General features: G+C 64.0%; 11 protein-coding genes. 4 read left to right on the forward strand and 7 right to left on the reverse strand.

Features of this window, described 5'->3' with window-relative positions:
- Nucleotides 1-73: 73 nt before the first annotated feature.
- Entirely contained in the window at nt 74-1,249 is a 1,176-nt protein-coding gene (locus AWB75_RS27985; RefSeq protein WP_061127264.1) for an acyl-CoA dehydrogenase family protein, read from the forward strand.
- 275 nt (nt 1,250-1,524) lie between these two features.
- Nucleotides 1,525-2,502 carry a sulfonate ABC transporter substrate-binding protein gene (locus tag AWB75_RS27990; protein ID WP_061127280.1) on the forward strand — a complete coding sequence of 326 codons (978 nt, stop codon included), beginning with the start codon at nt 1,525-1,527 and terminating at the stop codon, nt 2,500-2,502.
- Between the two features lie 18 nt (nt 2,503-2,520).
- Here AWB75_RS27990 and AWB75_RS27995 read toward each other — a convergent pair whose 3' ends face one another.
- The 5 genes from AWB75_RS27995 to AWB75_RS28015 are packed head-to-tail and all read right to left on the reverse strand — an operon-like array spanning nt 2,521 to nt 6,470.
- Entirely contained in the window at nt 2,521-2,871 is a 351-nt protein-coding gene (locus AWB75_RS27995; protein WP_061127265.1) for a DUF3088 domain-containing protein, read from the reverse strand.
- Nucleotides 2,868-3,659, reverse strand: a complete 792-nt coding sequence (locus tag AWB75_RS28000) for an ABC transporter permease (RefSeq protein WP_061127266.1) — start codon at nt 3,657-3,659, stop codon at nt 2,868-2,870. The genes AWB75_RS27995 and AWB75_RS28000 overlap by 4 nt, the downstream gene beginning before the upstream one ends.
- Before the next feature lie 21 nt (nt 3,660-3,680).
- Nucleotides 3,681-4,481, reverse strand: coding sequence for an ABC transporter ATP-binding protein (locus tag AWB75_RS28005; RefSeq protein ID WP_061127267.1), 801 nt, complete (start codon nt 4,479-4,481; stop codon nt 3,681-3,683).
- Nucleotides 4,482-4,500: 19 nt separating this feature from the next.
- Nucleotides 4,501-5,514: an ABC transporter substrate-binding protein gene (locus tag AWB75_RS28010; RefSeq protein ID WP_087086926.1), complete on the reverse strand. Its 1,014-nt coding sequence runs from the start codon at nt 5,512-5,514 to the stop codon at nt 4,501-4,503.
- Between the two features lie 14 nt (nt 5,515-5,528).
- Nucleotides 5,529-6,470, reverse strand: coding sequence for a TauD/TfdA dioxygenase family protein (locus AWB75_RS28015; RefSeq protein WP_061127281.1), 942 nt, complete (start codon nt 6,468-6,470; stop codon nt 5,529-5,531).
- Between the two features lie 212 nt (nt 6,471-6,682).
- Between AWB75_RS28015 and AWB75_RS28020 the strand changes: the two genes are divergently transcribed.
- Nucleotides 6,683-8,023 carry an LLM class flavin-dependent oxidoreductase gene (locus AWB75_RS28020; RefSeq protein WP_061127268.1) on the forward strand — a complete coding sequence of 447 codons (1,341 nt, stop codon included), beginning with the start codon at nt 6,683-6,685 and terminating at the stop codon, nt 8,021-8,023.
- A gap of 97 nt (nt 8,024-8,120) precedes the next feature.
- On the opposite strand, the gene acnB is transcribed toward AWB75_RS28020, so the two are convergent.
- Together acnB and AWB75_RS28030 are read right to left on the reverse strand one after the other, a co-directional pair.
- Nucleotides 8,121-10,706: a bifunctional aconitate hydratase 2/2-methylisocitrate dehydratase gene (gene acnB / locus AWB75_RS28025; protein ID WP_061127269.1), complete on the reverse strand. Its 2,586-nt coding sequence runs from the start codon at nt 10,704-10,706 to the stop codon at nt 8,121-8,123.
- Nucleotides 10,707-11,069: 363 nt separating this feature from the next.
- Nucleotides 11,070-12,398, reverse strand: coding sequence for an NAD(P)/FAD-dependent oxidoreductase (locus tag AWB75_RS28030; RefSeq protein WP_061127270.1), 1,329 nt, complete (start codon nt 12,396-12,398; stop codon nt 11,070-11,072).
- A gap of 215 nt (nt 12,399-12,613) precedes the next feature.
- Here AWB75_RS28030 and AWB75_RS28035 point away from each other — a divergent pair, with 215 nt between their 5' ends.
- Nucleotides 12,614-13,675 carry a Vgb family protein gene (locus tag AWB75_RS28035; protein WP_087086934.1) on the forward strand — a complete coding sequence of 354 codons (1,062 nt, stop codon included), beginning with the start codon at nt 12,614-12,616 and terminating at the stop codon, nt 13,673-13,675.
- The last annotated feature ends 113 nt before the right edge of the window (nt 13,676-13,788 follow it).

Here is a 13,788-nt window from a genome sequence, read left to right on the forward strand (position 1 = left end):
ATCGCGCCGCGCGATATGCTGCTCGGTGCCACGCGACACGAATCGGCCCCCATCACCGACAGGAGACACTGCAATGAGCCGCACCCAAGACGCCCCGTGGACCGAGCCGCTGGAAGCGGTGCTGCGCGAATGGGCGCACACCGCCGCCGCCCGCGACAAAACCGGCGGCACCGCCTTTCACGAGCGCCGCCTGCTGCGCGAGAGCGGCCTGCTCCGCCTCTCGGTGCCCGTCGAGCATGGCGGCGACGGCGCGCCCTGGTCGACGACGCTCGATGTCGTCCGGCGCATGGCGCAGGTCGACAGCTCGCTCGCGCATCTGTTTGCGTTTCATCACCTGCAACTGGCGACGATCCGCCTTTTCGGCAGCGATACGCAGATTCGCCGCTGGCTCGGCGAGACCATCGCGCAGGGCTGGTTCTGGGGCAACGCGCTCAATCCGCTCGACAAGAGCACGCACGCGTTGCCCGACAGCGCCGGCGGCTATCTCTTCGATGGCCGCAAGAGCTTTTGTTCCGGCGCCCGCGATTCGGACCGGCTGCTCGCTTCCGCGTTCGACAGCGACGGGCGCCTGCTCATCGGCGTGACGCCGACCAATCGCGCGGGCATCACCGTGCTCGACGACTGGGACAACATGGGGCAGCGTCAGACCGACAGCGGCACCGTAGTGTTCGAACGCGTGCCCATCGCGATGGACGAACTGCTGCTCCAGCCCGGGCCGCTTTCCAGCCCCTTCGCCACGCTGCGGCCGCTGCTCGCGCAGTCGATCCTGAGCCATATCTATCTCGGCATCGGCGAGGGCGCATTGCAGGCCGCGCGCGATGCGACGCTCGCGCAGACTCGGCCGTGGATCGCCTCGCAAGCCGAGCGCCCCGCCGAAGATCCTTACGTGCTCGCGCACTATGGCGATTTCTGGATCGCGCTCGAAGGCGCGCGCCTTTTCGTCGAACGTGCGATGCAGGCATTCGATCGCGCATGGCAGCGCGGCCTTGCGCTCACCGAAAGCGAGCGCGGCGAAGTGGCGGTGGCCGTGGCGGCGTCGAAAGTGGCGGCGGCGCGCGCGGGGCTGGAGGTCGCGAATCGCATGTTCGAAGTGACGGGCGCGCGCTCGACCACGGCGGCATTGCGGCTCGACCGCTTCTGGCGCAACGTGCGCGTCCACACGCTGCACGATCCGCTCGATTACAAGACGCGGGAACTGGGAGACTGGGCGCTCAACGGGCGGATTCCGAAGCCGTCGTTCTATTCGTGAAAAAGGTCGCGCACGAAGGCATTGGCATCGGGATAGCGCCACGCGCCGGTGTGCAGGCTGACCGGGCGCATGAACGCGCAGGGGACTGTGGCATCGCGCCGTTGCTCAGGGAGTAGCGGTTCGCGCCAAGGTACTCCAAGTCGCGAAAAGGCGCTTGATCCGCCGCACGCACAAGCATATGAGCCCGGTCGCGATAGCGTTATAAGCATCGCTACGTTGGACGAAACGGGCGCGCGCCTTAGCATTTGAAGCTTTCCAAGCCCACGATTCCCGCCATGTCCAAAAGAAGAACCATCACCCATCGTCGCGCTTTCCTGTCCTTGTCCGCCCGCGCCGCAGCGGGCGCCGCGGCGTTCGCAGCCGTACCCGCTTCGTTCGCGCAGGGACAGCCGCGCGTGCTTCGTATCGGCAATCAGAAAGGCTATCTGAACCTCCTCAAGGGGCGCGGAACGCTGGAGAAGCGGCTTGCGCCGCTCAACGTCTCCGTCACCTGGACGGAGTTCTCCGCCGGACCGGTGCAACTCGAAGCGCTCAACGTAGGATCGATCGATTTCGGCGATGTCGGCGAAGCGCCGCCGATCTTCGCGCAGGCCGCGGGCGCGCCGCTCACCTACGTCGCGGCGACGCCTTCGCGTCCGCGTTCCGAAGCCGTGATCGTCCCGGCGCAATCGCCGGTCAGGTCGGTCGCGGAGCTGAAAGGCAAACGCGTCGCACTGAACAAAGGCAGCAACGTCCATTACTTTCTCGTGAAGCTGCTGCGTCAGCACGGCTTGCAGTATCGCGATGTCGAGCTCGCGTTCCTCGCGCCCGCCGATGCGCGCGCCGCGTTCGAGCGCGGCTCCATCGACGCATGGGTCATCTGGGACCCATTCTTCGCGGCGGCGCAGAAGGCGCTGGATGCGCGCATCGTCGCGGATGCGAGCGGTGTCGTCGGCAATCGCGCTTACTACTTTTCATCGCAGAGTTATGCGGCGAAGAACGCCGATGTGCTTCGCGTCGTCATCGAAGAAATCAGGGCGGTCGATCAATGGGGCAAGCAGAATCCGGATGAACTCGCGACCGAGCTCGCGCGGCTATGGGGCTTGCCGAAAGCCGCCGTCGATCTCGCGGTGAGCCGGCAGGTGTTCGGCACCGAAGCCATCACGCGGACGATCATCGGCGAGCAGCAACAGATCGCCGATACCTTCGTCGAACTCGGGCTCATTCCGAAGCACGTCGATGTAGCGAAGGCCGCGCCGCCCGATCTGGCCTGAACCGCGTGCCGCTAGGGCTTAGTCATGCACCTTGGCGAAACCGTGCCGCTCCGCGAGCAATGCGAGGATGCGGCGCGTATCGGTGACGAAGCGCTTCTCGCCGAGGCGCTGTGCATCGGACGGTGGGGGGAAATCGCCGCCGATCACCAGGACGGGCAGACTTTGATGCGCCTCGCTCAGCGCTTCGATGACCGCGCGTCGCGGACGCTCGAACGGCACGCGGCGGATATCGAGGCGAGCCGCGCGCGCGGGATCGGTGGCGAGCAGCCCTTCGATGGGCGCGCCGTCGGGACAGATGAACACTTCGCCGGGGCGCTTCGGATCGGTGAAGCCGGGTTCCAGCAAGATCAGCAAATCGCGTTGGGTCATGCCTGCTCCTTCCATGCGGCGAGCCGCTTTTCGGCGAACAGCACCGTCTGATTGAACGCGAGACCGAGCAAGGCGAGCGTGATGATGCCCGCATACATCTTCGGTATCTCGAAGGTGAATTGCGAGTAATTGACGAGATAGCCGAGCCCCGCCTTCGCGCCGACCATTTCCGCCGCGATGAGCACGAGGATCGAAAAAGCGCCCGCGAGGCGAATGCCCGTGAACACCGAAGGCACCGACGCCGGCAAGACGACCTTCACGAACAGTTGCAAGGGCCCGAGGCCCATCGAACGCGCGGAGCGAATCAGCAGCGGATCGACATTGCGCACGCCGCTCACCGTGTTGAGCACGACGGGCCACACGCACGAGTAGACGACCATCGACACTTTCGACGTTTCACCCATGCCGAGCACGAGCACGAACACCGGCAGCAACGCGAGCGGCGCGGTATTGCGAAACAGTTCGAGCAACGGATCGAGCACTTCGGCCAACGTGCGATACCAGCCGATGAACAACCCCAGCGGCACGCCGATCGCCACCGCGATCAAAAACCCGCTCAATGCCCGCGCCGCGCTGGCGAGCAGATGCACCCCGAGTTCGCCCGACACCGCCATGTCGTATAGCGCGCGAAGCACCACGGAAAACGGCGGCAGAAACGTCGCGTCGACCCAGTTCAGACGCGGCAGCGCTTCCCACAGCGCCACGAACGCGACGATGGCGATGCTGGAGCGAACCGCACGCGGCAAGCCCCACGCGATGCGCGCGGGCGCTGCGATGACCGTACTCATCGAGACTCCTTGAAATGTGGATCAGGCCGCCTGCGCGACCTGCAAATGTCCCGCACCGCGACGCGAACGGATGAGTTGCCAGATCTCATGCCGCAAGCGGACGAATTCGGGCGTCGCGCGCACGTCTTCGCTGGTATCGCTTTTCGGCACGTTCACCGGCAGCACATGCGTGATGCGTCCGGGCGATGCCGCCATCACCAGCACGCGCTGACCGAGATAGATGGCTTCATCGATCGAATGCGTGATGAAGACGATGGTCGTCCCCGTGCGCTTCCAGATGCGCAGCAACTCGTCCTGCAAGGATTCGCGCGTCTGGGCATCGAGGGCGGCGAACGGCTCGTCCATCAGGAGGACATCGGGTTCGTAAGCGAGCGAACGCGCGATGGCGACGCGCTGCTTCATGCCGCCCGACAACTGATGCGGATAGCGGTCCACGAACTCGCTCAAGCCCACGAGTTCCAGAAAGCGCCGCGCCCTCGCGTCACGCTCGGTCTTCGCGATACCCTTCGCTTCCAGCCCGAACGCGACATTGCCGAGCGCCGTCTTCCACGGAAACAGCGCGTACTGCTGGAACACGATGCCGCGATCCAGTCCCGGCCCTTCGACCTTGCGGCCATCGATCAGAATCTCGCCGGCATCCGGCAGCGTCAGTCCGCCGACGAGATCGAGCAGCGTGGTCTTGCCGCATCCGCTCGGGCCGACGAGCGAGACGAACTCGCCGGCCGTCACATGGAAGGAAACGTCGTCAAGGACTGCGAAGCGATTGCGCTGGTTCACGCGATAGCCCTTCGCGACCTTGCGTACATCGATCGATGCACTCATTGCTGCGCCTCCGGTTAAGTCAGTGGCTAGCCACGGCCTGATTGAACGGATTGAACTGGTTCGAATACACCGTATCCGGCTTGACCTGTCCGGCTTTCAGCACGCCGTTCTTCACGTACCAGTCGATATAAGTCGTGAAGTCGTCGGCCGCGATCACGCCGCCCTTGCTGCCCACGCCCGGCGATTTCCAGTAATTGACGATCGACGTATCCTCATTCCGATGCCGCGCCTCGACGATCTTCTTCAACCGAGCTACAACCTCATCGCGCGGCGTCGTGCGCGTCCACTCGATCGCGCGCGCGGTGCCTTCGACGAACTTGCGCACGGTGTTCGGGTTCTGCGCGATGAAGCGATCGGTGAACAGATAGCTCGCGTAGCCATACGAGCCGAACTGCGCGTAATCGGTCGTGAGCAGGCGCGCGCCGCCATCGGCGATCAGCTTGTCCTTGATGATGTCTTCGAGGAACACGGCGTCGAGCTGCTTCTGTTTCAGCAGTTGCGCGAGATTGACCGGCGGCGCGGGCACGAACGTCACTTTATCGATATCGGCGTGAGACAGCCCCGACTTCTGCAGATATGCGGTCACGAGATATTGCTGATACGCACCCGGCGTATTGACGCCGATCTTCTTGCCGATGAGATCGCGCGGCCCCTTGATCGCGCTGTCCTGCACGACGAAGAGACCGCCGTTGGTCTCCTTGTCCGTGCCGACGTACGAAATCACCGCCTTCACCGGCGCATGCGCCGCGACGAGCTTGACGATGGACCCGTTGAACGCGCCGCCGAAATCGACATCGCCGGTCACGGCCGCCTGAATGTCCTGCGGCCCGCTGGTCGTGTTGCCGATCCACTTCAGCTTGACCGGCGCGAGATAGCCCAGGTCTTCGGCGAGTTCGGGATACAGCACCTTGCTCGCCCAGCCCTGATAGCGCAGCTCGAGCTTCTCGGGCGTCTGCGCGTTCGCCGCCGTCGCGCTAGCGGCGAACGCAACGGCGGGCCACACTGCATGAATGATTCGCTTGATGACAGTCACGCGTTCGCCTCCGTTCAGAACACGCCGTCGTGTTCGAGCGTGACGCGATGAATCCGCCGCTTCGCCGCACCGTAGTCGCGCGCCGCGTAGTGCTGCACCTGACGGTTGTCCCAGATGGCGACATCGCCCTGCTTCCATTCGAAGCGCGCCTGCACTTCCGGCGTCTTGATCAGATCGTAGAGATAGTTGAGCAGGCTCTGACTCTGCGTCTTCGACACGCCGAGAATATGACTCGTATGCCCTTCGTTGACGAACACGAGCTTGCGCCCGTTCTCGGGATGCGTCTTGATGACGGGCACTTCGATCGGCGGATACTTCTGCGCCGCATCGTGAAAGCGCGCGAGGCCGGCCTCGACGCTGTTTTCCTCCGTGCCCTCGGGGATCTCGTAGCCGCTCAACAGATCCGCAAGCGCACCCTTTTTCGGCGACGCGATGAAGGTGTTCACCGCCGTCAGCTTCTCGAAGTAGCGGGCCAGATCGGCATCCAGCAAGTCGTAGACTGCCGCCGACGAGGCCCAGATCGTGTCGCCGCCACCGCCTGCGGGAATCTCCTGCGCATGGAGAACGGTGGCCTTGGGCGGCTGATGCTGCCACGAAACATCGACGTGCCAGTTATCCGTGCCGCCCGAGCGGGTCTTGTCGCCGCCGTGAGCGATGACCTCGATCTCAGGAAAACCCGAGACGGCTGGCAGATAAACGTTCTTGCGGATCGGATTGCCGAAGATGCGCGCGAGCGCCACGTGCTGTCCGGCGTCGAGCGCCTGTTCACGAAAAAAGATCACGCCATGATCGACGAGCGCCTGACGCAGCGTCTGTCGGTTGTCCTCGCTGAGCGGCGCGGCAAGATCGACATTGTCGATGATCGCGCCGACGAGCGGCTTGTAGCGCCGTACGCGCAGATCCTGATGGCCTTCGTTTCGCGCCTCTGCTTCTCGATGATCCAGCACCGTGCTCATGAGCTTCTCCGTGGTCGTTGAGTGCTTCAATCAGACCATCGGGCGGCGGTGCTTCGCAACGAAGCAATACGAGCAAGGGTATGAGCGCGCGGCTGCGATCGGATTCGCGGCCCGCCCTCATAACGTTCCCACGATTCGTTGGTTGTGTCGTGCGTCGCCCGACTCTAGCCTCTCGCTTCCACGGCCCCAACACTTCGTCCAGTGAGCATCCCATGACCCGACCCACCCGACAGTTCGCGCTCGGCGCATTCCTGATGCAGACGGGCCACCATATCGCCGGCTGGCGGCATCCCGATGCCCAGGCCGACGCCGGCAGCAACTTCCGTCATTACGTGGAACTGGCGAAGCTCGCCGAAGCTGCCAAATTCGACACGATCTTTCTCGCGGATACCTCGGGCGTAGCCGCGACGCATCTGCCATCGCTTGCGCGCACGGCCCGCAGCGACTTCTTCGATCCCGTCACGCTGCTGGCGGGGCTCGCCGCGGTGACCGAACGCATCGGCCTCATCGCAACGGTGTCGACGTCGTTTCACGAGCCGTACAACGTGGCGCGCCGCTTCGCCACGCTCGACCAGATTTCCGGCGGGCGCGCGGGCTGGAATCTGGTGACGTCGAGCACGTCGAACGAAGCGCAGAACTTCAACCGCGATGCGCTGCCCGATCACGCCGAACGCTACGAGCGCGCGGCCGAGTTTCACGACGTCGTGCTGGGTCTGTGGGATTCGTGGGAGGACGACAGCTTCGTGCGCGACAAAGAGAGCGGCATCTATTTCGATGCGGACAAGCTGCACGCGCTGAAGCATCGCGGCAAGCACTTCCAGGTGCGCGGCCCGCTCAACGTGAACCGCTCGCCGCAGGGGCGTCCGGTGGTCGTGCAGGCCGGTGCATCCGATGATGGCCGCGCGCTCGCCGCCCGCACCGCCGAGGTGATTTTCGTCGCGCATCAAACGTTAGACGAAGCGAAGGCGTTCTATGCCGACATCAAGGGCCGCCTGCCCGCCTATGACCGCGAACCCGACGACGTGAAGATCATGCCGGGCATCTTCCCGGTCGTGGGACGCACGCAGGCGGAAGCCGAAGAGAAGTTCGAGGCGCTGCAATCGCGCGTGGATCCGGTGGTCGGGGTCGCGCTGCTGTCGACGGTGATCGGCGGCGTCGACCTGTCAGGCTATGACGTCGACGGTCCGATTCCCGAGCTGCCCGAAACGAACGGCCCGAAGAGCCGCCAGCATCTGCTCGTCGAACTCGCGCGGCGCGACAGGCTGACGATCCGCCAGCTCTATCTGCGCATTGCCGGGGCGCGCGGTCATCAGCAGGTCGTTGGGACGCCGGCGAGCATCGCGGATCAGTTGCAGCAATGGTTCGAAGAAGGCGGCGCGGACGGTTTCAACATCATGGCGCCGTGGTTTCCCGGCGGACTGGAAGAATTCATCGCGCTGGTGCTGCCCGAACTGCGACGGCGCGGCCTCTTTCGCACCGACTACGCCGGCCGCACGCTGCGCGAACATCTCGGCCTCAAGCGTCCGGCGCACGCGGGCGCCGCGCTGGCCTGAATCACCTCTTTGCACATGAGAAAATGGCGCCGCAAGCCTGCGGCGCCATTTTTGCGGCATTACGACGTGATCGACACGCCGTACATCGACAACACGCTTACGACTGCACGGTGTCGGCCACTTCCTTGAAGTCCTCGATCTGATCGAAGTTCATGTATTGATAGATCTTGTCGCCGTTGGCATTGATCACGCCGATATCGGTCATGTACTCGTCCTTGGTCGGAATCTTGCCCAGACGCGAGCAGATCGCCGCCAGTTCCGCCGAGCCAAGGTACACGTTCGTGTTCTTGCCCAGACGGTTCGGGAAGTTGCGGGTCGAGGTCGACATGACCGTCGCGCCTTCGCGCACCTGTGCCTGATTGCCCATGCACAGCGAGCAGCCCGGCATTTCCGTACGCGCGCCGGCCGTGCCGAAGACGCCGTAATGGCCTTCCTCGGTCAGCTGCTTCTGGTCCATCTTGGTCGGCGGGGCGACCCACAGCTTGACGGGGATGTCGCGCTTGCCTTCCAGCAGCTTCGACGCGGCGCGGAAATGGCCGATGTTGGTCATGCACGAGCCGATGAACACTTCGTCGATCTTGGCGCCGGCCACGTCCGACAGCGTCTTCACGTCGTCCGGATCGTTCGGGCAGGCCACGATCGGCTCGTGGATGTCGGCCAGATCGATTTCGATGACGGCTGCGTACTCGGCGTCCGCATCCGGCGACAGCAGTTGCGGGTCGGCGAGCCACTGCTGCATCGCATCGACGCGGCGCTGGAGGCTGCGCGGGTCCTGGTAGCCCTGGGCGATCATCCACTTCAACAGCGTGACGTTGCTGTTGAGGTATTCGATGACCGGCTCCTTGTTCAGGTGCACCGTGCAACCGGCGGCCGAACGCTCAGCCGATGCATCCGACAGTTCGAACGCTTGCTCGACCTTCAGATCGGGCAGGCCTTCGATTTCGAGAATGCGGCCGGAGAAGATGTTCTTCTTGCCTTGTTTGGCGACCGTCAGCATGTCTTGCTTGATGGCGTACAGCGGAATTGCGTTGACCAGGTCGCGCAGGGTCACGCCCGGCTGCATCTTGCCCTTGAAGCGAACCAGCACGGACTCCGGCATGTCCAGCGGCATCGTGCCGGTGGCGGCCGCGAAGGCGACCAGGCCCGAACCTGCCGGGAAGCTGATGCCGATCGGGAAGCGCGTGTGCGAGTCGCCGCCCGTGCCTACGGTGTCGGGCAGCAGCATGCGGTTCAGCCAGGAGTGGATCACGCCGTCGCCCGGGCGCAGCGCGATGCCGCCACGGTTGCTGATGAAGTTCGGCAGGGTCTGATGGGTTTTCACGTCCACCGGCTTCGGATAGGCGGCGGTGTGACAGAACGACTGCATGACGAGGTCGGCCGAGAAGCCCAGGCACGCCAGGTCCTTCAGTTCGTCGCGGGTCATCGGGCCGGTGGTGTCCTGCGAGCCGACCGAGGTCATCTTCGGTTCGCAGTAGGTGCCCGGACGGACGCCCTGGCCTTCCGGCAGACCGCATGCGCGGCCGACCATCTTCTGCGCCAGCGAGAAGCCCTTGCCGCTGTCGGCCGGCTGCTGCGGCAGGCGGAACAGCGTCGACGGGGCGAGACCCAGCGCCTCACGCGCCTTGGCCGTCAGTCCGCGACCGATGATCAGCGGAATGCGGCCACCGGCGCGCACTTCGTCGAACAGCACGTCGGACTTGACCTGGAACTCGGCGATGACTTCCCCGTTCTTCAGAGCCTTGCCTTCGTACGGGCGCAGTTCGACCACGTCGCCCATTTCCATCTGCGACACGTCGAGTTCGATCGGCAGCGCGCCGGCGTCTTCCATCGTGTTGTAGAAGATCGGGGCGATCTTGCCGCCCAGGCACACGCCCCCGAAACGCTTGTTCGGGATGAAGGGGATGTCTTCACCGGTGAACCACAACACCGAGTTGGTGGCCGACTTGCGCGAGGAGCCGGTGCCGACCACGTCGCCAACGTAAGCGACCAGGTGGCCCTTTTCCTTCAACGACTCGATGAATTTGACCGGGCCACGCTTGCCGTCTTCTTCCGGCGTGATGCCGGGACGGGCGTTTTTCAGCATCGCCAGTGCGTGCATCGGGATGTCCGGGCGGGTGGTGGCGTCCGGGGCCGGCGACAGGTCGTCAGTATTGGTTTCGCCCGTCACCTTGAACACGGTGACGGTCAGGCTTTGCGGCACTTCCGGACGGCTGGTGAACCATTCGGCGTCGGCCCAGCTCTGCATCACGGCGCGGGCGCTGGCGTTGCCCTTGTCGGCGAGTTCCTTGACGTCGTGGAACTGATCGAACATCAGGAGGGTTTTCTTCAGCGCGTCGGCGGCTACGGCGGCCACATCGGCGTCGGACAGCAGCTCGATCAGCGGCTGGATGTTGTAGCCGCCCAGCATCGTGCCGAGCAGTTCGGTGGCGCGTGCGCGCGAGATCAGCGCGCAGACCGTCTCGCCTTTGGCGACGGCGGCCAGGAAGCCCGCCTTCACGCGAGCGGCTTCGTCCACGCCGGCGGGCACGCGGTGGGTGATCAGGTCGAGCAGCGTCTGCTCTTCGCCCGCGGGCGGATTCGTCAGCAGTTCCACCAGCTCGGCAGTCTGCTGAGCCGTCAGTGGCAGGGGAGGAATGCCGAGCGCGGCGCGTGCGGCTACGTGAGCGCGAAAGTTTTCAAGCATGGGGGACCGTTGCTATTGCGTTTCAAAGGAAATACTCCCAGACACGCCGAGGCTGTTCCGGGCACTCTTTGAGCGTGATTTTATTGCGATATGAGGTTTTCGTCAACTGTCTTATGTCTTATGTCTTATATAAGACTTGGCCGAGAGTTTGCAAATTGAACGGTGGTGATCGGTATTGGTTGGTCATTGACTTAGGATTACGAACAAATCGAGCGCCCCGCTGACGCTGGCGCTCGTCGCTCCGCAAGACGAATGGTTTTGATGGAAATGAGGACTGCGCGGCGGGGCTGTAATCGAGGCGTGGAGGGTGATTGCGACCGGCATTGCGCCGTGCGCGCAGCGAAACGTCGGCGCGCCTTCGACTCACATCATCTGCGGGCTGCTGAGTTTTGATCCGTCGCTGAAGCGGGCCAGTCTGAAGGGGCTGATGTCGTGCTGCGGCGCGTCCTCCATCACCAGCCGGCTCACGAGCAAGCCCGCGCCCGGCCCCAATCCGAAGCCGTGCCCGCTGAAGCCGGACGCAATCACGAGACCGGGTTTGGCATCGACCTTCGACATGACGGGGACGAGGTCCGGCGTCGTGTCGATCGCGCCCGCCCACGCGTGGGCGATCCGCATGCTCGACAGCTCGGGAAACACGCGCGCGACGTTACGCAGGGCACGGTCGAGCCATTCCATGTCCGGCCGCGGGTCCAGCACGCGCGCTCTTTCGAAGGGAGAAATGTCGCCGTCGCGCCAATTTGCGCTGGCCTCCGGTCCCTGAAAGAAGCTATGGCCGACGCGAATCTTCAGTTTCTTCTTGAGCTTGCTGCGAAACATGGTGCGGAACTTCACCGAATGCCGCAGGTTTTGCGGCGCCAGTTCCACGCGTCCGTAGCCGGGAACTGCAATGGTGTAACCGCCGTCCAGCCGTCGTCTCAGCGCAAAATCGGGCCCGGAGAAACAGCCTTCGATGACGCCCGGCGCTTCTGCGGTCCGCAACGCCGTTCCCATCACGTTGATCGCGGGCAGATCGATGCCATGACGCTGGCAGAACAACGCGCTCCACGCGCCTCCGGCGAGCACGACCGTATCGGCCGCAAGCCGGCCGCGCTCGGTGCAGATACCGGAAACACGGCCCGCGCTCATGTCGAGACCGCGCACCGCGCAGTTCTGATACACCTTCGCCCCGAGTCTTTGCGCGCCGCGCGCGATCGCTGGCGCGGCTTTCGATGGCTCGGCGCGCCCATCCGTGACCGACCATAAGCCTCCGGCCCACTTCGCCCGTCCAGACGGAATGCGCGACGCCAGTTCGCGCGCGCTGAGTATCTCGCTGCTGAAGCCGACTTCGCGTGCGCGGGCGAGCCACGATTCCCATTGCGCGACGTCGGACTGTTGCTCCGTCCCGTACAGAATGCCGGACCGGCGAAAGCCGACGTCCTCGCCCAGTTCTTCGGTGAGTTCGCTCCAGCGCCCGAGGCTTTGCATCGCGAGCGGCAACTCGTACAGGTCGCGATTCTGCTGACGCACCCAACCCCAGTTGCGCCCCGACTGCTCACCACCGATGACGCCCTTTTCGAGCAGAACCACCGATACGCCGCGTCGCGCCAGTTCATATGCGGTGCTGACGCCGACGATGCCGCCGCCTATCACCGCGACGTCGCATCGCTCGGGGAAACCTTCGCTGTTCGTGACTTCGTCGATCTTTAGCATCGTTCGCAGCCGCTGGATTGCCGCTTTTTGAGGGGTAACTGCAGTCGAGATTTTCGCTTTTCCACTGCTTCGTTGATAGGACGATCCTGTTGCATCTGATACAGAATATCCACCAGGAGTCGACGGGCCGGAACGGACTCGTCGACTCACGTAGCGATTCTCACAGGGCCGCAAAGTGCGCTGCCTGTTCGAGCGATCGCAAGCCCATGCTGGTCATGGAGGCGAACATGATGCACATCGCAGCGGCAACGGTTGTAGCAACGGTGAACAGAAGCGTCACATCGCGGCTCTTTCGGCGTTTTGCGCCGGCGCTCGTTTGCGCGCTGGTCGCGACAGGTTCGGCGCACGCGGAGGCCCCGCCTCCATCCTTCGATTCATTCGCCGTTCCATCCGGCAGCGCACCGCACGACGTCGCACCATCGCCAGATGGCGTCGTGTGGTACACCGCACAGGCACGAGGCGCGGTCGGACGATTGGACCCGCGCAGCGGCAAGATCGAATCGGTTCCGCTCGGCAACGGATCGGCACCACACGGCGTGATCGTCGGTCCGGATCGCGCGGCATGGATCACTGATGGCGGGCTGAACGCTATCGTGCGAGTCGACCCAAAGACACTCGCCGTCACGCGCTTTCCATTGCCCAAGGACCGGCAGAACGCCAATCTGAACACGGCGGTCTTCGACCAGCGCGGCCATCTGTGGTTTACCGGTCAAAGCGGAATTTTCGGCGAGCTCGACCCGGCGAGCGCCAGAATGCGGGTGTTCGATGCGCCGCGTGGGCCTGGCGCCTACGGCATTTGTGTCACACCGGATGGCAGCTTGTACTTCGCCTCACTTGCAGGCAGCTATCTTGGCCGCATCGATCCGGTTAGCGGCGCGGCGCAGGTCATCGAGCCGCCGACGCCCGATCAGGGTGCCCGGCGAGTATGGTCCGACTCGAAAGGACGCGTCTGGGTCAGCGAATGGAACGCAGGCAAGGTAGGCATGTATGACCCGGCAACGCATCGATGGCGGGAATGGCGGCTGCCAGGCCCGAATCCGCACGCATACGCGGTATTCGTCGACGATCAGGACATCGTGTGGCTCAGTGAATGGACCGCCAACGCGCTAGTGCGCTTCGACCCCCGAACGGAGCAGTTCGAAACTTTCGCGTTGCCTCGGCCACACGCGAACGTACGTCAGATGATGGGTCGCCCTGGCGAAGTATGGTTGTCGGAGTCTGGCACCGATCATCTCGTGCGTTATCGGTTGGATGCAGCGAATGCCGGCAGCAATTGACAATACCTGTTTCTCGGGATAATGGGCGGGGGCTCGTGCAAACCGCGCGCCCCAACGCAAAAACCCCACCTTTGCGGGGTGGGGTTTTGGCGTTAGGGCATGAGGAGCCTGAC

This window comes from Caballeronia catudaia (assembly GCF_001544755.2).
GTDB lineage: Bacteria > Pseudomonadota > Gammaproteobacteria > Burkholderiales > Burkholderiaceae > Caballeronia > Caballeronia catudaia.

Excerpts from the sequence above, each read along its gene's own strand:
- AWB75_RS27985 (WP_061127264.1), top strand. The coding sequence starts at position 74 with ATGAGCCGCACCCAAGACGCCCCGTGGACCGAGCCGCTGGAAGCGGTG.
- AWB75_RS27990 (WP_061127280.1), top strand. The coding sequence starts at position 1,525 with ATGTCCAAAAGAAGAACCATCACCCATCGTCGCGCTTTCCTGTCCTTG.
- AWB75_RS27995 (WP_061127265.1), bottom strand. The coding sequence starts at position 2,871 with ATGACCCAACGCGATTTGCTGATCTTGCTGGAACCCGGCTTCACCGAT.
- AWB75_RS28000 (WP_061127266.1), bottom strand. The coding sequence starts at position 3,659 with ATGAGTACGGTCATCGCAGCGCCCGCGCGCATCGCGTGGGGCTTGCCG.
- AWB75_RS28005 (WP_061127267.1), bottom strand. The coding sequence starts at position 4,481 with ATGAGTGCATCGATCGATGTACGCAAGGTCGCGAAGGGCTATCGCGTG.
- AWB75_RS28015 (WP_061127281.1), bottom strand. The coding sequence starts at position 6,470 with ATGAGCACGGTGCTGGATCATCGAGAAGCAGAGGCGCGAAACGAAGGC.
- AWB75_RS28020 (WP_061127268.1), top strand. The coding sequence starts at position 6,683 with ATGACCCGACCCACCCGACAGTTCGCGCTCGGCGCATTCCTGATGCAG.
- acnB (WP_061127269.1), bottom strand. The coding sequence starts at position 10,706 with ATGCTTGAAAACTTTCGCGCTCACGTAGCCGCACGCGCCGCGCTCGGC.
- AWB75_RS28030 (WP_061127270.1), bottom strand. The coding sequence starts at position 12,398 with ATGCTAAAGATCGACGAAGTCACGAACAGCGAAGGTTTCCCCGAGCGA.
- AWB75_RS28035 (WP_087086934.1), top strand. The coding sequence starts at position 12,614 with ATGGAGGCGAACATGATGCACATCGCAGCGGCAACGGTTGTAGCAACG.